The 20,071-nt window shown below is 53.0% G+C and carries 15 protein-coding genes; 8 read left to right on the top strand and 7 right to left on the bottom strand.

The genetic code is table 11. The features are described from left to right. Positions 1–25 precede the first annotated feature (25 nt). The 7 genes from malE to trkA all read left to right on the top strand — a co-directional run bounded on the left by malE (position 26) and on the right by trkA (position 8,627). Complete coding sequence (gene malE, locus K7H08_RS14620) at positions 26–1,213, top strand: maltose/maltodextrin ABC transporter substrate-binding protein MalE (protein WP_231658362.1); 1,188 nt, start codon at positions 26–28, stop codon at positions 1,211–1,213. A gap of 59 nt (positions 1,214–1,272) precedes the next feature. Next, positions 1,273–2,841, top strand: coding sequence for a maltose ABC transporter permease MalF (malF, locus tag K7H08_RS14615; RefSeq protein WP_231658361.1), 1,569 nt, complete (start codon positions 1,273–1,275; stop codon positions 2,839–2,841). Between the two features lie 10 nt (positions 2,842–2,851). Then, positions 2,852–3,742, top strand: coding sequence for a maltose ABC transporter permease MalG (gene malG / locus K7H08_RS14610; protein WP_120387142.1), 891 nt, complete (start codon positions 2,852–2,854; stop codon positions 3,740–3,742). 200 nt (positions 3,743–3,942) lie between these two features. Further along, positions 3,943–5,430, top strand: a complete 1,488-nt coding sequence (locus K7H08_RS14605; protein WP_231658360.1) for a TrkH family potassium uptake protein — start codon at positions 3,943–3,945, stop codon at positions 5,428–5,430. An 11-nt stretch (positions 5,431–5,441) separates the two neighbouring features. Beyond that, a complete protein-coding gene (locus tag K7H08_RS14600; RefSeq protein WP_231658359.1) occupies positions 5,442–6,536 on the top strand; it encodes an ATP-binding protein in 1,095 nt (364 codons plus the stop codon). Next, entirely contained in the window at positions 6,526–7,257 is a 732-nt protein-coding gene (locus K7H08_RS14595; RefSeq protein WP_231658358.1) for a response regulator, read from the top strand. The genes K7H08_RS14600 and K7H08_RS14595 overlap by 11 nt, the downstream gene beginning before the upstream one ends. Next, complete coding sequence (gene trkA, locus K7H08_RS14590; RefSeq protein ID WP_095604285.1) at positions 7,254–8,627, top strand: Trk system potassium transporter TrkA; 1,374 nt, start codon at positions 7,254–7,256, stop codon at positions 8,625–8,627. The genes K7H08_RS14595 and trkA overlap by 4 nt, the downstream gene beginning before the upstream one ends. Positions 8,628–8,679: 52 nt before the next feature. Here the strand turns inward: trkA and K7H08_RS14585 are convergent, their stop codons facing one another. From K7H08_RS14585 to K7H08_RS14555, 7 genes are all read right to left on the bottom strand, one after another. Further along, entirely contained in the window at positions 8,680–9,402 is a 723-nt protein-coding gene (locus K7H08_RS14585) for an anti-sigma factor (RefSeq protein ID WP_231658357.1), read from the bottom strand. Next, positions 9,399–9,980, bottom strand: coding sequence for a sigma-70 family RNA polymerase sigma factor (locus K7H08_RS14580; protein WP_231658356.1), 582 nt, complete (start codon positions 9,978–9,980; stop codon positions 9,399–9,401). Before K7H08_RS14580 ends, K7H08_RS14585 begins: the two co-directional genes overlap by 4 nt. 174 nt (positions 9,981–10,154) lie before the next feature. Beyond that, entirely contained in the window at positions 10,155–10,679 is a 525-nt protein-coding gene (locus K7H08_RS14575; protein ID WP_231658355.1) for a DUF3455 domain-containing protein, read from the bottom strand. 159 nt (positions 10,680–10,838) lie between these two features. Next, positions 10,839–11,954 (bottom strand): sn-glycerol-3-phosphate ABC transporter ATP-binding protein UgpC, encoded by a 1,116-nt coding sequence (gene ugpC / locus K7H08_RS14570; protein WP_089037953.1) that lies wholly within the window; start codon positions 11,952–11,954, stop codon positions 10,839–10,841. Continuing rightward, entirely contained in the window at positions 11,942–13,636 is a 1,695-nt protein-coding gene (locus K7H08_RS14565; RefSeq protein ID WP_231658354.1) for an alpha-amylase family glycosyl hydrolase, read from the bottom strand. The genes ugpC and K7H08_RS14565 overlap by 13 nt, the downstream gene beginning before the upstream one ends. Positions 13,637–13,794: 158 nt before the next feature. Then, positions 13,795–16,500 (bottom strand): HTH-type transcriptional regulator MalT, encoded by a 2,706-nt coding sequence (gene malT, locus K7H08_RS14560; protein WP_231658353.1) that lies wholly within the window; start codon positions 16,498–16,500, stop codon positions 13,795–13,797. A 131-nt stretch (positions 16,501–16,631) separates the two neighbouring features. After that, positions 16,632–18,155: a carbohydrate porin gene (locus K7H08_RS14555; RefSeq protein WP_231658352.1), complete on the bottom strand. Its 1,524-nt coding sequence runs from the start codon at positions 18,153–18,155 to the stop codon at positions 16,632–16,634. A 630-nt stretch (positions 18,156–18,785) separates the two neighbouring features. Here K7H08_RS14555 and K7H08_RS14550 point away from each other — a divergent pair. Continuing rightward, positions 18,786–20,057, top strand: a complete 1,272-nt coding sequence (locus K7H08_RS14550) for an ABC transporter substrate-binding protein (protein ID WP_193059722.1) — start codon at positions 18,786–18,788, stop codon at positions 20,055–20,057. Positions 20,058–20,071: the final 14 nt, after the last annotated feature.

Raw genomic sequence — 20,071 nt, 5'->3', positions numbered from 1 at the left:
ACAACAACAATGAGGTATTTACATTATGGCAACGTCTCGCCCCATTATGATGCCACTGTTAGCCGCCACGCTGGCTGCCAGTGCCCCCCTTCCCGCCGTTGCGTTTGAGGACGACCGCCTGACTATCTGGATGGGTGATAATAAAGGTCAAGAAGGCATTCGCGCAGTTGCCGAGCAGTTTCTTGAAGAAACAGGCATCGAAGTGGAGGTGGTATTTCCCGACAACCTTACCGACCGCTTTCAGCAGGCGGCGGGAAGTGGCCAGGGGCCGGACATCGTCATCTGGGCTCACGACCGCATGGGCGAGTGGGCACAAAGCGGCTTATTGAAACAAGTCGCCCCAAGTGACAGCTTCCGCGAGGCGTTTTACGACTTCACCTGGGAAGCTGCGCTGTGGAATGGTGAAACCTACGGCTACCCGATTTCGGTAGAGTCACTGGGCCTCATTTACAACAAAGCCCTGGTAGAAACACCGCCAGAAAGTTTTGCCGAGCTGATGGAGCTTGACGAAACGCTCTCTCAAGACGGAAAAAAGGCCATCTTATTTGATTACAGCGAGCCGTATTACGGCTGGACCTTACTAGCGGCCAACGGCGGCTACCCTTTCAAGCAGACTGACAGCGGCTATGACGTCAGCGATATAGGCGTTAACAACGAAGGTGCCTTACAAGGGGCAGAACTGCTGGTTGAGTTGATCGAAAGCGATGTACTCCCCCGCGGCACTGATTACAACCTGATGGACACCCGCTTTAACCAGGGCGAAGTGGCTACCATGATTAGCGGCCCATGGGCTTGGCCGAACCTGGAGCGTAGCGGAATTGACTACGGCGTCGCGTTACTGCCGAAAGTGGGCAATGAGCGTGCTAAACCCATGTTTGGCGTGATGACGGCAATGATTAACTCCGCCACACCTAATGATTTTCTCGCCGTGGAGTTTTTAGAAAACTACCTGCTTAGCGAAGAGGGCATGCACACATTCAACAGCGACGGCTCACTGGGAGCGGTTGCTCATATCGATTATCAGGCTGAGCTTGCTGATAACCCTAACATTGCCGCGACGCTTGAAAATGCCGAAGTCGGTATGCCCATGCCAAATATTCCTGAAATGGGTGCTTTCTGGGCAGCCATGGAGCCCGCCCTGCAAAACATCGGCAGTGGACGCCAATCGCCCCAAGAAGCGCTGGATGCCGCTGCACGGCGTATGCGCCAGTAAGCTTTTTCTGCCCTTCTGCCCGGTAGCCAATAACACCGGGCAGCTTTCAGGATGTCACTATGTATACCACTAACGCCTCTCGTGGCCTTCCCCGCCACCGCTCTCGCCATCTCACCGAACGCTACACCCGCTGGGCACTTCGCTGCGTCATTGCCACCTTGGTAATCGCGCTGTTATGGCTGGTAGTCGCCTTTCACCTTAACGGCCAGTGGATATTCGCGCTGCTCTTTCTAGTGCTGGGCGCCTCGCTAGGCGTGGTGTTTACCAAACGCACGTTAATGAGCCACCGGTATATTTTTCCTGCCGTGGCGGGGCTGGGCGTATTTGTTATTTTCCCGCTGCTTTACACCATCGGCATTAGCTTTAGTAATTACAGCTCAAGCAACCTGTTATCGGAAGAGCGCGTGCGCGGCCAGTTGATGAGCCAAACCTATCAACAGGAAGGCAACGCGTTTGAGCTAACGCTTTACCAAGCAGGTGAGCTTGTCCGCTTATACCTGGAAAACAGTGAGGCAGACACGCCCCAGCGTTTCGTTTCTTCACCGCTCAACTTCGCCAACCATGAAACCCGCCAAATAGGCATTCAGGCAGTAGACGCTTCGCCTGCCCAAGAGCCACTGGGAATGCGCGCTATTATCCAGGCACGTGATTCTCTGCAAGGGCTTAGGCTGCTGACACCGGATGGCGCGGAGCTGCGTATGGCAGGGTTACGCCAGTTTGCCCCTATGGTAGATCGCTATGAAGCTCGTGAAGACGGCTCGCTTTATGATCGCCGCGATGACCGCGTTCTTACCCCCGACCCCGCTAGCGGATTTTTTATCGCTGATAACGGTGAAAGCATCACGCCGGGATGGCCAGTCAATGTAGGGTTTACCAACTATACGAAGATATTCACCGACCCCGACATTCGCGGCCCGTTCATGCAAATTTTTGTGTGGACCTTTGTGTTTGCCGCACTGACGGTGGTCTTCACCCTAGCCGTTGGCTTTGTGCTGGCGTCACTGTTGCAGTGGGACCAACTCAAGGGCAAAGCCGTTTATCGCACGCTGTTAATTCTGCCTTACGCCGTGCCCGCCTTTATCTCCATCCTGATTTTTAAAGGCATGTTTAACCAACACTTCGGTGAAGTGAATATGATTCTGGACACGCTGTTTGGTGTTCGTCCAGAGTGGTTCACCGACCCGTGGCTGGCGCGCTCCATGCTGCTGATTGTTAATACCTGGTTGGGCTACCCCTATATGTTGCTGCTGTGCATGGGGCTAATCCAGGCTATCCCCCAAGATCTCTACGAAGCCTCGGCGGTAGATGGCGGCGGCCCCATTACCAATCTATTCAAGATTACCCTGCCACTGATTATTAAACCGCTAACACCACTGTTAATTGCCGCCTTTGCATTTAACTTCAATAACTTTGTGCTAATTGCGCTATTAACCGGCGGCAACCCTGACATTTTGGGCGCCAGCACCCCTGCAGGCACCACCGATCTATTGGTCAGCTACACCTACCGCATTGCCTTCCAGGATGCCGGACAGAACTTTGGGCTGGCAGCCGCCATCGCAACGCTCATTTTCCTCTTGGTCGCGGGTATGTCGTTGCTTAATTTGCGCCTTTCCAAGGTTAAGGTTTAGGAGGTTACTCATGGCCATGGTTCAACCCCGTTCTGTGGGCGCGCGCCGCTTGGGCGCTCACCTTGCACTGATCTGCTTTGTTTCGCTGATTGTCTTCCCACTACTGTTGGTGATTTCAATCTCATTCCGCGAGGGTAACTTTGCCTCTGGCAGCTTGATTCCCGAGAATTTCTCGTTGGAACACTGGTCTCTGGCACTGGGAATTCCCTGGGAGCGCCCAGATGGCAGTATTGTTCAACCGCCCTTTCCCGTGCTGTTGTGGCTGTGGAACTCGATAAAAGTGGCGGTAGTTTCTTCGGTGTTGATTCTAATGTTAGCGACGACGAGCGCTTACGCCTTCGCACGCATGCGCTTTAAAGGCAAAGAACCACTTTTGAAAGGCATGCTGATTTTCCAAATGTTCCCAGCCGTACTGTCGCTCGTGGCGCTTTATGCCCTGTTTGATCGGCTGGGGCAGTTTGTTGGCTGGTTAGGCATCAACACCCACGGCGCGCTGATTGTGGCATCACTGGGCGCGGTCGCGCTGCATATCTGGACCATTAAAGGCTACTTTGAGTCGATTGATGGCTCGCTGGAAGAAGCGGCTATGGTTGATGGCGCCAGCACCTGGCAAGCGTTCCGCTACATTCTGCTGCCGCTGTCGATTCCCATTTTGATGGTGGTTTTTATTCTGGCTTTCGTGATGAGCATCATGGAATATCCCATGGCCTCAGTACTGCTGGTGGATGAGCACAAACTCACCCTGGCGGTAGGTGCCCAACAATACCTTGCCGACCACAACCAGCGCTGGGGCAACTTTGCCGCTGCTGCTGTGCTTTCCGGCCTGCCCATTACCGTTGCGTTCTTGGTCTGCCAACGCTGGATTATTGGTGGATTAACCGCTGGGGGCGTCAAAGGCTAGATTCCTGGATTTAACCACTAAGTGCAGCACTCCCGATTCCTCGCTTGAGCACCTTGCTCGTCACCGGCTCTATTGATGGGGCCGGTTTTTTCATCATTGCATTCATTACTTGAGTATTTTTTAGAGAAATTTTACGGACTTTTTGCGCTTACCATGGTGTTATATCGCGATAAACATTAGGGCAATTTAAGAGCGGATATATGACCATCTTTCCCAGCGGGATTTACTATCGAGACGCTTACCGCAATTGGGCACAAATATTTAAAATCATGGCAGTGTTATGGTTAGTGCTTGCCATGTTTATGACACTGCCTTGGATTGTTCTGGTTATTGAAAAAGATCCTGACGCTCCCGCGTTCGGGATGTCGCTTCTCATTATTCTGAGCGCCACGCTGATCACTTGGTTGCTAACCCGCCGAGTATCGCTGGAGCTGAAGCCCTGGCAAATGTTTATATTGACGGCGGGCAGCTGGACCAGCATTAGCTGTTTTGCCAGCCTCCCGCTTATCTTAGGTGCGCCCCAACTTAGCGTTACGAATGCCGTCTTTGAGTCGGTCTCCGCGATTACCACTACCGGTTCCACCATTTTAACGGGGATCGAAGAGTTATCCGACGGATTAAAGCTGTGGCGAGGCTTAATGCAGTGGATGGGTGGTATCGGCATTATCGTCATGGGCATCGCTATTCTGCCATTTCTTAAAGTAGGCGGCATGCGGCTATTTCACACTGAATCTTCGGATTGGTCCGATAAAGTAATGCCTCGTACGGGAGGTATTGCAAAAGCAACGCTAACTATCTACGTGGCGCTGACACTACTGGCCATGTTGAGCTATTGGGTCGGTGGAATGCTGCCACTAGATGCCGTGGTTCACGGGATGACATCACTGGCGACCGGTGGCTTTGCCAACTCTGACGCATCGTTTGGTGCCTACGCTGAGCAACCGTGGTTGGTATGGATGGGTAGCCTTTTTATGCTGAGTGGCGCGCTACCCTTTGTCTTATATATTCGCTTTATTCGTACCTCCCGCAGCGCCCTGTGGAAAGACCAACAGGTGCGTGGTTTGTTAAAACTCCTGCTAGCGGCAATTTTAGTTCTTAGCACATGGCGCGTTTTACAAGGCGATGATTGGTTTGTCTCGCTCACCCACGTCACGTTTAACGTCATTTCAGTTGTAACCACCACTGGCTATGCATCCGACGACTATACGCTGTGGGGTTCATTACCCATCGCGGCGTTCTTCTATCTTACGTTTGTAGGTGGCTGTAGCGGCTCTACCAGCGGTGGTATGAAAGTTTTCCGGTTCCAAATCGCTATGCTGATGCTGCGTAATCAGTTGCGCTATCTGATTCACGCTAATGGTGTTTTCACAACGCGCTATAATCAGCAGCCGGTGACCAACGATATTTCCCGTAGCGTAGTGGCCTTCTCTTTCTTCTTTTTTATCACGATTGCAGTGCTTGCCTTGAGCCTTTCAGCATTGGGACTGGACTTAGTCACTGCCCTTTCCGGTGCGGCCACTGCGGTGGCGAATGTAGGCCCGGGTCTCGGTGACACCATTGGCCCGGCAGGTAACTTTGCAACACTACCCGATGCCGCTAAATGGCTACTGTGCCTTGGCATGTTAATGGGCCGCCTGGAGATTTTAACGGTCGTGGTGCTGCTCACACCGATGTTCTGGCGACGTTGAGGACTCTTTTCATGTCACTTTCCCTGCGCTTACCCAACCTTCACGAGCTTCTAACAGTTGTAGTGAGCAATTCCGTTGCCTTAGCCATCGCTTGTTGGTTGCATGAATGGTTGGCTCTGGCTAACCTCTCCTTGATCTTTCTAACCGCTGTATTAGCCTGCGCTATACTAACTAGTAGCTATGCAGCGCTTCTCAGTTCAGTTGTTAGTTTTATTACGTTTAATTTCTTTTTTACTACGCCTTACTTTTCTCTCGCGGTATATGAACGTGAGCAGCTGTTAACACTGCTGTTCTTCCTACTTATCGCGTTAGTGGTTGGCAAGACTGCTGGCGATAGTCGTAAACGCATGCTGGCACTCAACGCATCCCGGCTTGCCGAAGAACAAGAGCAGCTGCGTTCTGCTTTGTTAGCCTCTGTTTCTCACGACCTTCGCACCCCACTAGCGTCTATTATTGGGGCCACTAGCTCGCTTCGTACTCTAGACGAGCAATTAAGCCGACAAGATCGATTTGAATTATTAGACGGCGTGCTAAGTGAAAGCGAACGATTGAACCGCTACATTCAAAACCTGTTGGATATGACCCGACTAGGTCATGGTGAATTAGCCATTGAACGTGACTGGGTAGCTTTTGATGACCTAGTCACCTCGGCCATCAAGCGCCTAGCAAACACGTTGGTTCATTTAAAAATTGAACAGCAGTGGGCAACAGATACGCTGCCGTTGCTCTATGTTAATCCCGCTCTGATCGAGCAAGCTTTAGTTAACGTGATAGAAAATGCCGCACGTTTTTCGCCTTGCAACGGTGTCATCAATATTGCAGCCGCCGAAAGTGATGATGGACAAACGCTCCTGTTTTCAGTGACCGACCAAGGCCCTGGCATTCCGCCAGAAATGCGCGCACAAGTATTCGAAATGTTTTTTACGGGTAATCAAGGTGACCGAAGCTTACATGGAAGTGGGTTAGGGCTGGCAATTTGCCGAGGGATGCTAGGCGCCCATCAAGGCAAGGTTTATGCAGAGACAGGGCCAAATGGTATAGGCACCCAAATTATCATGATCCTGCCCCTTGCTACCGAAAACCAGGAGCCAATCTATGACGCTTGAGCGACCAAAGGTGCTAGTGATTGAGGACGAACCTCACATCCGTCAATTTTTGCGCATCAGCTTAAGCTCTCAAGGATTTCAAATCATTGAAGCTGACACAGGACAGGCAGGTATAAGAGCGCTAGTAACTTCAGAAAAAAGCGCCATAACTGGTGTTGATCTTGTGTTACTAGACCTCGGCTTACCCGATATGGACGGCCAACAAGTACTTGACGAAATACGCTGCCAAAGTGAGGTGCCGATCATCGTGGTTTCAGTAAGGGGTAACGAAACTGAAAAAGTAAGAGCTCTCGACAATGGAGCCAACGACTATGTGACCAAACCCTTTGGCATCCAAGAGCTCTTGGCACGTATCCGCGCATTACTGCGTAGGAGAGAGCTGAATACGACGCCCCACCGTTACCACTACGGTAACTTAACCGTTGATTTATCAGCACACGTTGTTACGCTAAATGACCATATAATCCACCTAACACCTAAAGAGTTCTCAGTCCTGACTCTGCTGATAAGTCACGCCGGCCGATTGGTCACACAGACACACCTATTACGCGATATTTGGGGTCCTACTCATCAAGAAGATACCCATTATCTGCGCATCGTCGTTAGCAAACTTCGTCAAAAACTAGGCGACAACCCTCAATCACCTTCGTTACTGCAAACCGAGCAGGGCATTGGCTATCGATTATGTGTTGACTTAGATCGTAAGGAACATCAGCAATGAAAATCATTATTTTGGGTGCCGGCCAAGTTGGTGCCACCCTGGCGGAGCACCTTGCCCGCGAAGAGAATGACATCACCGTTGTCGATACCGACGGCGCAAAACTGCGCGAACTGCACACCAAACTGGATATCCGCACCGTGACGGGCTCGGCGTCATATCCCATTGTGCTGCGTCAGGCGGGCTGTGAAGATGCTGATATGTTGATTGCGGTGACCAACACCGATGAAATCAACATGATCGCCTGCCAAGTCGCCCATACGCTGTTTCGCACGCCTACCAAAATTGCCCGCGTACGCTCAACCGCCTACCTCACCCGTAAGGGATTGTTTGCCCACGAAGCGATTCCTATTGATGTACTGATCAGCCCTGAACAAGTGGTCACGGATCATGTGCGCCGCCTGATTGAGCACCCCGGTGCGCTGCAGGTGTTGGAATTTGCCGGTGGTTTGGTGCAGTTGGTGGCGGTCAAGGCGTTCTACGGTGGCCCGTTGGTGGGACAGGATTTAGCCTTTTTAGCCAAGCACATGCCCAATGTGGAAACACGCGTGGCGGCAATTTATCGCCGCAACCGACCGATTATTCCCCGTGGCGATACGGTGATTGAAGCCGACGACGAGGTGTTTTTCCTGGCGGCACGGCGTGATATTCGCGCGGTAATGAGCGAACTACGCCGCGTTGAACGGGATTTCCGACGGGTAGTGATTGCCGGTGGGGGGAATATCGGTGAACGTTTAGCCGAACACCTGGAGCACAGCCATCAGGTCAAGATTATCGAGCACAGTTTAGAGCGCTGTACTGCGCTTTCCGAGCGGCTTGACCGAACAGTGGTGCTACACGGCAGCGCCACCAGCAAGCGGCTGTTGGAAGAAGAGAACATCGAAGACTGCGATATCTTTTGTGCTCTGACCAACGACGACGAGGTCAATATTATGTCGTCGCTGCTGGCCAAACGCTTGGGCGCCAAGAAGGTACTGACGCTGATTAACAACGCTGCCTACGTGGACTTGGTTCAGGGGGGCGAAATCGATATCGCCATTTCCCCCCAGCAAGCGACCATCGGTAGCCTGCTTACCCACGTCCGCCGCGGCGATATTGTCAACGTACACTCACTGCGCCGTGGCGCTGCGGAAGCCATTGAGGCGATCGCCCACGGTGACAAGCAGTCGTCCAAGGTGGTAGGCCGTACCATAGCTGAGATCAATCTGCCTGAAGGCACCACCATTGGTGCCATTGTGCGAGGCAAAGAGGTCATCATTGGCCATGGGGATGTGATGGTAGAGAGCGGCGACCACGTCATTCTGTTCGTGATTGATAAGCGGCGCATTCGTGACGTGGAGCGGCTGTTCCAAGTGGGTTTAACGTTCTTTTAAGCCACTCGGAACTCGCCTGTGATGTCGTTAGCATCGTTCATAATGCTATGCGTTAAATCTCCACCGCGCGGCCGATAAACTCAATCGGGCCAGTTGGTAAACCGGTGGGCGAACCAGTGTCCTCTTCTAGTGTGAGTTCAAAGAGCTGGTTATTCTCAAGCGGCGGTAACTGGTCTAAACGCAGGCGCAACGGTTGCCCTGGTTCTACTAGGCCAAGTGAAACCGGCGCTTGCCAATCATCCGCCTTGGTCCAGAACTCCAGTGCTTTTCCTTCGGGCACTTCAAAAGCGCCTAACGGGATCAGTTGAATTTCCTGGCGGTTGGCGGCCTGTACTACCCACCCGGCTGATTGAGTTTGCGGCGCTAACAGCACCACCATATATTCCGGCGTTGTTGGTGCAGTAGAGACATTGGTCAATATCACGCCCATGGTCACCGCGGCAGCCAAACCAAGGCCGGTAGCGGCGCGCCAAAATGGTAGGCTGTGCACCAAGCGGCGTGGCGTTGGTGCCGCCCTTGGAACACGCGCTGATCTTGTCGATGCGGCATGCATGCTGCGCTCTATGCGCGGCCATAAATAATCTGATGGGGTAACAGGATCAACGATCGCGGTGTAGGGGAAAAACTGCTCTTCCCAGTCAGCCACGATGGTCTGTAATTCTGGATCATTGGCTAAGCGTGCTTCAAAGGCTTCTCGCTCAGCAATGGGTAACGACCCCAATACGTACTCCCCTGCAAGTGCATAAAGGTCATCGTTTTCGTTTGAACGTGTCATGACATACACTCCCGCAGGCGAAGTAAACTTCGCTTAATCCAGGCTTTAACAGTGCCTAGCGGCGCGCCAGTGTGTGCAGCAATCTCGGCATGACTTAAACCATCCACGTAGGCATGTAGCACACAGTTGCGGCGCTCGGTTTCCAACTGCTGCAAACACTCATCCATCTGCTGGCCAGTCTGCCAGTCAAAGGCTTCCGCCGTTGTCGATAATGACTGTTGGAAGGTGTCATCATCGGCTATCTCGCCTGGATCGTTGATATCCACCCTGATTTCTCGGTCGCGCTGGCGAATAGCGTTTAATGCTAAGTGGCGGGCAATACTGAATATCCAGGTACGGGCAGAGCCCCGTTCGGGGTCGAAACTATCGGCTCGCTGCCAGATGTTCAGGCAAGCATCGTGGACAATGTCCTCAGCCATGCCGCGGTCTTTCACAATGCGCATGACAACGCCAAGCAGTCTGGCACCCTCTTGACGATAAAGCTGATGTAGCGCCGCTTGCTCACCACGCGCGCAGCGGGCAAGTGCATCAGCATAATCGAAGTCGTTAGCTATCGTAGACACGCCTATATCAGACACTTGCTAGCTCCCTGGTGACGCGCCGATACAGTCGCCACTACTGTTATCGCCGCTCTTTTGGCTAGCATAGCGGCTAGAGACTCGCGAGACGAGCCTCTAGCCTTACTTAGATGTGTTTCTTGAGAAAAACATTGCTTAGCAAAAGTGTTACTTACCACTAAGCAATAAAAGGACTTAGTTAGCTGTCCAGAAAATATAATCTGCTTGATAGGTGACGACTGCAGTGGCACCGTCATGGCCATCATCGCAAGCCACATCGGGTGCGACACCACCTTGAGTGTTCAGGCGTTGAATGTAGCTAACGCCAGTCATTGCGCCCTCACCTTCCGCAGGATTGGCTTCAACGAGCTGCAACGGGATATTGCCATCACCATTCGCGGCAGTTGCCAACTGAGTGCCGGTAACTTTGGAGCCATCCAACGCTTCCCAAGTAGCAGGCGGGCCATAGTAGCTGCCAACTTGAGCACCATCACTATCGTTCAGCGCAGCGTGGGGGCCTTTGAATACCCAGCCCATAGTACCGTCACCTTTAGCTTCGCACATGTAGGTAATCGCACCCACACCCACTGTTTCCAGAGCGACGGTATTGCCATCGGGCACTTGAACGTCGGCAGGCGTCATATCGGCCAGCGCAACGTGACTGAAGGATGCAATCAAGGTAGCGGCGAGTGCTGCACGCGTAAGAGGTTGGATAGTCATTTCAGTCTCCTTGGGTTTTGTATCAACCACTGCAAAGTGTGGCTGTATAGGGGATACACACGAGAAGACGTTTTGGATGCACTCTTTATAGAAAATAATTAAGAAAAAAGCGCCTAAAAAATTTGAGGCGCTTTTTATGTATATAAATCAGCTGATTAATTATTGGCTAACGCCATCTACTGCAACCTGCCGGGGGCAGGCATTGCCACTGTGATCAAACAGGTGGCAATGCTGGCCTGCAAGCCCCAAACGCACCGTTTGGCCCTCTTCCAGATGGGTCAAACCATCTAAACGCTGGGTGAGCGGAACGCTAATACCTGCTACCTGCCAGTGCGCCAACGTTTCGTAACCCAGCTTTTCCGCCACCATTAAGGTCGCACTCAGTGTGGCTTCTGCCTGTTCGGCTGCGACAAAATCTTCTGCCCGCAGCCCAAGCGTTGCGCTATCCCCTGCCTGAAGATGCTTGCCATTGACCGCCACTGCCAGCGTGTCACCGCTATGCAGACGCACGACTGTTTGACGTTCACCTGGGTCTACCACCGTGACGGGAAAGGTATTAATCCGCGGCGAGCCGATGAACTCGGCCACTTCAAGGGTTTTAGGGAAGTGATAGAGCGAAAGCGGCGCGCCGACCTGGGCGATACGGCCACGGGAAAGCAGCACAATACGGTCAGCCAGCGTCATCGCCTCCACTTGATCGTGGGTCACGTAGATCATGGTGGCGTTCAGGCGCTTATGCAGCGCCGCAATTTGCACCCGCATATCCACCCGCAGCGCGGCATCCAGGTTAGAAAGCGGCTCATCGAACAAAAAAACCGCGGGCTCTTTTACCAAGGTACGGCCAATCGCTACCCGCTGACGCTGGCCACCGGAAAGATCTTTAGGTTTGCGTTCCAGCAGTTCAGTCAAGTGCAACATGTCAGCGGCATGCTGAACGCGACGACGAATCTCGGCTTTATCAGTGCGCGCCAACTTTAAGCCAAAGGCCATGTTTTCCGCCACGCTCATGTGCGGGTAAAGCGCATAGGATTGGAAGACCATGCCGATATCCCGCTCCTGGGGCGGAATCTCATTGATCCGCTGACCATCAAGCTGCATATCACCTTCGGTGATATCTTCCAGGCCTGCGATCATACGCAGCAAGGTGGATTTTCCGCAGCCAGAGGGGCCAACAAAGACCACAAACTCGCCATCTTCGATCGTAAGATCGATATCCCGAGAGATTTCCACACCGTCAAAGGATTTACCAATACCGCTAAGCGTTAAACGTCCCATGGAGCATCCTCCTCGGACTGTGGGCAGCAGGCAATCGCCACGCCGTAAGGTGGTAGCCGTAGTTGCCCCTCCTGCCACTCGCCGTTTAGCCAAGCAGGCGAACCCTTCAGTGATTCAGCGCTTTTAGGCGCCACGCGAGTGACGGTTTGGTCGCTAAAATTCAGTACAATCAGCAGACGTGAGTGTTGATAGGTACGCTCTAAACAGAGCACCTCATCATGCACGGCGTGATAGCGCACCTGGCCTTTTACTAACGCTGGCAAGGTGCGGCGAAACGCTAAAAACTCACGGTAGGCATTGAGCAACGAACCGGCATCGTTATCTTGTTGATCAACGGCGAGACTGGCGTGCGAATCGGGCACTGGCAGCCAGGGCATGACATCACTAAAGCCCGCGTGTCGCGCGTCGGCTTGCCAAGGGTGTGGCGTTCGGCAGCCGTCGCGACCTTTATAGGCAGGCCAAAAGGTGATGCCCGCCGGGTCTACCAACTGCTCAAACGTCAGTTCGGCTTCTGGCAAGCCAAGTTCTTCACCTTGGTAAAGGCACACACTGCCCCGCTGGGTAAGCAAAAACACCATATAAAGTCGCAGCTTATCCAGTTGTCCTTCAGCCTGCCAGCGGGTGGCAAGGCGGGTGACATCGTGATTTCCTAGTGCCCAACAGGGCCAGCCGTCGCCAATCCGCGCCTCCATTTCGGTAAGCGTTTTATGCAAATAACCAGGGTCGGCTTTGTCGGTCAACAGGTTAAAGGAGTAGCACATGTGCAGGCGATTGCCGACTTGGGAGTATTCCGCCATCACGCCCAGGGCGTCATCATCACCAACTTCTCCCACGCTCGTCGAGCCTGGGTACTCATCGAGCAGGCCGCGCAGGCGCTCTAAAAACACCACATTTTCCGGCTGGGTTTTATCGTGCTGATGCAGCTGGTAGCCATAGGGGTTGTCCGGGCGAACACCTAAAAAGCTTTCGGTTACTGCTGCACGCGGAGGATTATCCTTGAGCTCGCCGTGGGTGCAGAAGTTCACAGCATCAAGACGGAAGCCGTCGACGCCACGCTCCAGCCAAAAGCGCGCTTCTTCCAGAATGGCATCCACCACGGCGGGAGTGCGGAAATTGAGATCCGGCTGGCTGGCCAGGAAGTTATGCAGATAGTACTGGCAACGGCGCGTATCCCACTGCCAGGCACTACCACCAAACACCGACTGCCAGTTGGTCGGTGGCGCACCATCAGGTTTGGGGTCGGCCCAGACATACCAGTCTGCTTTCGGGTTATCACGACTTTTGCGGCTCTCTTCAAACCAGGCGTGCTGGTCAGAGGTATGTGACATTACCTGATCAATCGTCACCTTCAGCCCTCTGGCATGGGCAGCTTCAACTAGGCGATCAAAATCTTCCAGGGTGCCAAACATCGGGTCAACACCACGGTAATCGCTAATATCGTAGCCGAAGTCTTTCATGGGCGAGGTAAAAAACGGCGACAGCCAAATGGCATCGACGTTTAGCGAGGCAATGTAATCAAGCTTATCGATCACCCCTTTTAAGTCACCAATCCCATCGCTCTGGCCGCCCTTTCCGTCGCTATCCATAAAGCTGCGCGGGTAAATTTGGTAAATCACTGCGCCGCGCCACCAGTCAGCGCCTTGGCTGCCAACGTAGTGGGAGGTGGAAGGCATCTGCATCATCGTATTGTCCTTATCCTTTAAATGGCCTGTTGATTGGCATGATGCAGCGTTGACCGAAAGATAAAATCCTCCCCTAGAGGTAGCAGTGGGCGTAGGTATTAGGAGTAGGTGTTAGGAGTAGCCGCTACCGCCGCCCTTAAGCACTGTTTACTCTCCTCTTATTCTCCTTGAATATGCGCCAGAAATTGCCCCGCCAGCGCAATGGCTTCATCCCGCCGCCGAATATTCTGTTTTTGATAAAGGCTGCGGATATGCGTTTTGATGGTGGTCGGCGCCACCGATAGCTGTTCAGCGATCTGCTCATTAGAGAGCCCAGCATGAATCAGCCCCAAGATTTGCCACTCTCGGCGAGTGAGTGGCGACGTACGGATAAGTTCAGGCACATCGGGCCGTGCCACAATGTTGGCAATGACTGTCTCGTCCAGCATCAAGCGGCGAGCACTGCCAAAATCTTTTTGGCGGCCAGCTAAGGTCAACAACCGCTCCGCACGAGCCTGTTCAAGGGGGTCTAAGCTGTTACTTGCTAATAGCGTCGACAGCAGCTCCCCCAGTGGTTTGCCTATCCGTAAAAAGCTGCCTACCAATGCGGTGCGGGAAGCTAAACTGAGTGCCTGCTGTATATGGTTGCTTGCCTGGGTGGTTTGCCCCTGATGCCAAGCCACCGCCGCTAAGCACAGCTGGTTGCGATTCGCGTCAGTCACTAATCCTAGCCGCCGGGTGTGGTCTTCAAGGGCATCCAGCAGTTCTCGGGCCTCTTCGTAGCGCCCCAATAGTGTTAATGCACGGGCATGGTTACGTACGTTGCACTGGGAAAAGTGATTGGTGGCATGCTCGGTAAGTGGTTCTGGCGCTTCTTGGCGCCAACGCTCGACCGCATCCATATCGTGTGTCGATTGCCACCACGCCAACAGCGTTGCATGGGCATTGGCTACCCAATCAATGTGGTAATCCCCTTCTGAGAGAATTTTACGCAGCCTACGAATGTGGTCGGCACACTGCGCTTGGTCTCCCCGGCTCTGGGCGACTTTAGCGAGCTGAATATGGCACTGCAGCGTCCAGCGCTCGCCTTGATTGTCTAACACCGCAATACCTTTCAACGCAGCCTGCTCGGCTTCGTCTAAGCGATGCCACTCCCAAAGCACCTGGCTGCGAATGCGGTACAAAAACTCCGCGACCGGCAAATGCTCAAGTTCGGCGCGTTCTAGATGAGCAAAGGCGCGCTCTTGAATATCGTAGGCGGCCTGCAAGCGTCCCTGAGCCACCAGGGTTTCAGACTGATGACAGTATGACCACAGCAGCAGCTGATGATCGCTGCGCTGACGAGCTTGGCGCTCTACTTCTCTAACGCGCTGAAGCGACTCTTCCAGATAGCCCAGAACAAAGCGTGCTTCACTAAGAATAGCGGTGGCGGTCAGTGGTGTTGACGCCAGATAGCGAGCAGGCGACGCGAGCGCTTGCTCAGCCAGTGGCGCTGCGCGCTCAGCATCACCCTGGTTAATTGCCAATTGGGCACGCAATGTGGCAAATTCAGCACTCAATGCCTGCCATGCGGGCTCATCCAGCTGCGCCTCTATCCATCCGATCACTCGTGCCGTGATATCAAACTGAAATTGCCCATGGGATACCCAACCATAGAGCAGCGTATGCTCAGGGCTTGTTGAGATCCGCGGCTCACCTAACAGCGCAAAACCTTGCGCTAATAACGCATAAGCTCCGCTGGCTAATAGCGCAGGCCCCTGCGCGGTCAACAAGCTGGCAACATCCTCTGGCTCCTCGGCTAAGATTGCCTGGCGTAGCGCCATGACCGGATCATTTAGCGCTAACCACGCCTGGCTTGCACGCTGGTGTAACCTTCGCTGAGTGGCTAAATCAAGCTCGTGTCGGCGGTGACGAAGATACTCGCCAAACAGTCGCTGAAAGCGGAACCACTGGCTATGCGGGTCGGGGCGTTCAATGAATAGCCCCGCTTGCTCAAACGCTTCCAAGCGCTGAGTTAACCGCTCTCCTTCCAAAAGGCGCGCCATTAGCTCGGGCGAAAAACGCTCTAACACCCCCAACTGAAGCATTAACTCGCGCTCTTCAGAGGGAAGCGCGGTAGCGAGCAGTTCATCAAACCAAGCGACAAAATCAGGGTGCGCACCGCTTAAGCGCTCTACCAGCGCATCAAATCCCGCGCGCGTGGTGGTTCGCTCAACCAACCAGTTAAGCGCTACAATCCAGCCACCGCTTCTACGCAACGCACGTTCAAGGCTTACTCGGGTGGGCGGAAAACTTAGCTGTTCGGCACACAAGGTGTGTGCTTCTTCGCTGTCAAAGGCCAAGCCATGAAGGTCGATCTCTTCAAGCTCCCCTCTCAATCGCAAACTCGCCAAACCAAGCGCGGGTCGCGAGCGGCTCGCCAGTGTCAAGGTCAACCAAGGCGGCTGATGACGCAGCCAGTGAGCGACGCCAGCCAAAATATCGGGATGGGTCACGTGTTCAAATTCATCGACGACGAAACGACACGGGGAACGTTGCTCGGGTAACTCGCCCAACCAGCGCTCAAGCTGTTCGACGCAGTCAGCATTGTCTGCCATGGGTGAAAGCACACAGGTGCCATTGAGCAGTTTATTCAACGCTGCCCGCCAGTAGGTTAGAAAGCGTGCTGGCTGGTTATCACGCTGATCCAATCGTAGCCAAGCGGCCTCCTGTTCCAGCGCGGGCAACCGTTCGGCCAGCAGTGTCGTTTTGCCATAACCCGAGGGCGCTGCCAGCACCAGCAGGCGGGTGCGCTCGTTTAAGGCGAAATGATCATTTAGACGTGGCCGGGCCACCACACTAAGCGGCAGCGGCGGAGCCTTTAGCTTTTCTTGGAGTAACGACATCAGCGCCTCCCGATATCAGTGCTTTTACATAACAAAAAGCCCGCGACACGTCGCGGGCAATCAGCATTGGAGAAACAGTTTTCGCTAGCGAGCAGCGGCTTACGCTTAGAACCTCTGCTTAGAACCTCTGCTCAGAACCATACTTCGGTTTGTACGCCAAAGGTAAATTCACCGCCAGTAAATCCATCGCTACCTAGAGAACTTGCACCGTAGCTATTAAGACTATCGTCCCAGTCGCTGTAAGTCGTGAATAGACGGATCTCAGGACGCTTCCAGAAACCACCTACTTCCGGCTTGAAAGTCGGTGCGATAGTGAACTTCATATAGTCACCATCAACCGCGTTACGGTCACTGTAACCCTGTGGATCTAAATCCATCCACTGATAGCTAGCTTCGTACTGCATTTCAAAATTCTGATTGATTTCATTGGCCAGACGTACGTTTAGCGTAGCCCAATCATAACTGTCACCATTGGCGAAACGATCTTCACTGGTTTCAGCCAGTATCGACGGTGCAATACGCCACTTCGGTGCAATATAGGTCGTTCCGTATAACGCCAGCCGCGTTGCGGTAGCATCATCCGTCAGGTCGCCGTTGCTACCCAACCCTTTAACTTCGGCCCCTAAGCCTTGGCCGTGCAGTACAGCGGCCTTAAAGTTACCTTCGCCCATGCCGAAGAAGCTGTCGCCGTGGTAAGCCACCATGGTATGCCAGCCGGTATCAGCCGCGGTTTGGCCCACGCCAATATCACGCTCATCGTTATCAGCAGCAGACATGCCGTTGACCATGACCTGCCAGTTACCGAAGTAATTATTAGAGGTCAGCACGAGGTTATCCGTATCGCTATCTTTCCCATCTAAGCCAGGGTTTTCACGGTTGACGACCGGATAGTCGCTGAAGCTGCGGCCATAGACTGAAAGGTTACTCTTCCAGTTATCGGCTAGCTGCATGTCGTATATACCGCCACCGGTACCGGCGAGGAAGACAACATCGCTATCTAGCCAATGGATATCAAAGTTATCACGGTCAAAGCGCTTACCGGCCCAAATGGAAGCGTTTTCAAACGCGCCGGTAAAGCTTGGTAAGTCACTAAATTCGGCGTACACCTGGCGCACGTTTAGGTTGGTATCGTCACCTACCCAATCGTTACTGGAATTAGTACCGGCAGCCAACATCGTGGTGTAACGAGCTTTTGCACCGTTATCAAACTGCATGCGGTAGTTCAGAATGGCTTCAGAGTATGTATCCGGCTCGTTGCCCAAACGACCAACAGCACCGCCATTGCCACCCGCGGGTGTCAGATAAGGACCACCTGGAGCGCTTTTGCCATCTTCACCAATTAGCAGGCCGGAACGCGCATAGACATTAAAGGAGAATCCCTCTTCACCGCTGGATTGGCGCTCTACACGGGCAAGGCGTTCTTCAATATCAGCATTGGTAGCGGGCGCACTTGACGATGGTGCAGCATGTCCCTGCTCAGCTAACTCCGCGCGACGCTCTGCAGCCTCCGCCCGCTGTTCGGCAGCCGCAATTCTTGCTTCTAACTGAGCAAATCGCTCTTCCAATGTTGTGTCGGCGCTAGCAGTGCCACACAGCCCAAAACTGGCAGCGGCGATGGCAATGGCGAGAGGTGTTTTGAATGTCATTTTGTGCATTGTTTTAAACCCTAATTTATTAAGCCCTTGTTTTAAAAGCCATACCCTTAAAACCCATGCTCTTAAAAGCTGTATTCCTAGGAGCTGTATCCCAAGGAGCTGTGTTCCTAAGAGCTATGCTTTAAAAAAAGCGTTTTAAAAATCGCTTTAAAAACTTGGCTTTAAATCTTTTATTTTTGAGATTTTGTTGAAAACGTAAGTTTCTGATGCTTTTGCTTTAAACCTTCCTTGCCTTCGATCCAAAGCCAGCAGTCTGTCGTTTTACCGCACGGATAGCCCCGCTTATCAACACGCCCAACGACTCTCCCACTGAGTGGCGCTAAACGCTGTTCTGCGAACCGAATTCAGCAGATTATGTTGCAAAGCAACTACGTTTTATCCCGCTAGATAACGGTAGAAAGAACTTAATCGATTAAGAGGTAGTAAACCAACAAGAAATCACTAATTATCGACCAATGTCTAAACCGTTCATTAGGTTAGAAAAAAGTAATGCAACGGCATTAGACAAAAGTCGCTATTGAACTTGTCACGAGGAGACGGCTAACTGGCACCTTACTTAATCGTTTAAGTAGGCGCTACAAGCGCTTTTAACACTCATTACCCATAACAACAAATGCCGAGGAACGCCCTATGAAAAAGACACTACTCACTTCTGCCATTGCTTTGGCTAGTCTCGCTAGCGCCACAGGTTCTGCCCAGGCGGCTGAGTTAACCATTTCTTGTGGAGCTGTTGGTGCGGAGCTTACCCTTTGCCAAGAAGGTGTCAGCGCCTGGGAAGAGAAGACCGGCCACAGTGTCGATGTGGTTTCAACGCCAAACTCATCTACTGAACGTTTGTCACTTTACCAACAAATTTTATCCGCCAACTCTAGCGACATCGATGTCATGCAGATCGATGTTGTCTGGCCCGGCCTACTCGCTAATCACCTGCTTGATTTAAGCGAAGTGCTTGGTGAAGACGCCGCGGCAGGCCACTTCGACACCATTGTCACGAACAACACTATCGATGGCCGCCTAGTTGCGATGCCCTGGTTTACCGACGCAGGTGTTCTGTATTACCGCGAGGACTTGCTGGAGAAACATGGCCATGACGTACCTACTACGTGGCAAGAACTGACCGACATCGCGCGTGATATCAAAGATGCCGAGCGCGCAGAAGGCAATGATCGTATGCAGGGTTTTGTCTTCCAGGGGCGTGCCTATGAAGGACTTACCGTCAATGCACTGGAGTGGGTATCAAGCTTCGGTGGCGGTACCGTGGTAGATCAGAATGGCGAAGTCACCATCAATAACGAGAAAGCTGCTGCAGCGCTGGATTTAGCAGCCTCATGGATTGGCGACATCTCTCCAGAAGGCGTGCTGAATTACACCGAAGAAGAAGCCCGTGGTGTCTTCCAGGGCGGCAATGCCGTATTTATGCGCAACTGGCCATACGCCTGGTCACTGGCTCAAAGCGAAGATAGCGATGTACGTGGCAGCGTCGGCGTCACCCAGTTGCCCGCAGGTGGAGAAGACGGTCGAAGTGCAGCTGGTTTAGGCGGTTGGAACTTAGCGGTATCCCGCTATAGCGAACATCCCGAGCTTGCCGCTGACCTGGTCGCTTTCTTAACCGGTGAAGAAGAGCAAAAGCGTCGTGCCATCCAAGCGTCCTACAACCCCACCATCGATGCGCTTTACCAAGATGAAGAGGTACTGGAAGCCGTGCCTTTCTTTGGCACTCTTTACGACACCTTCACCAACGCCGTCGCCCGTCCGTCAGCACCTACCGGGGATGCCTATGGCCGTGTTAGCAATGCCTTTTTCAGCACTTCCCATGATGTGCTTTCGGGCACTAAAACTGGCGCTGACGCCGTCGCTGACCTCGAAGGCGATCTACTCCGCCTGAAGCGTCGCAACTGGTAACCGCGGAGATACCT

Source organism: Halomonas sp. IOP_6 (genome assembly GCF_021151565.1).
GTDB lineage: Bacteria > Pseudomonadota > Gammaproteobacteria > Pseudomonadales > Halomonadaceae > Vreelandella > Vreelandella alkaliphila.
Note: the sequence above shows the minus strand (reverse complement) of the source record. Positions and strands in the feature narration are given on the sequence as shown.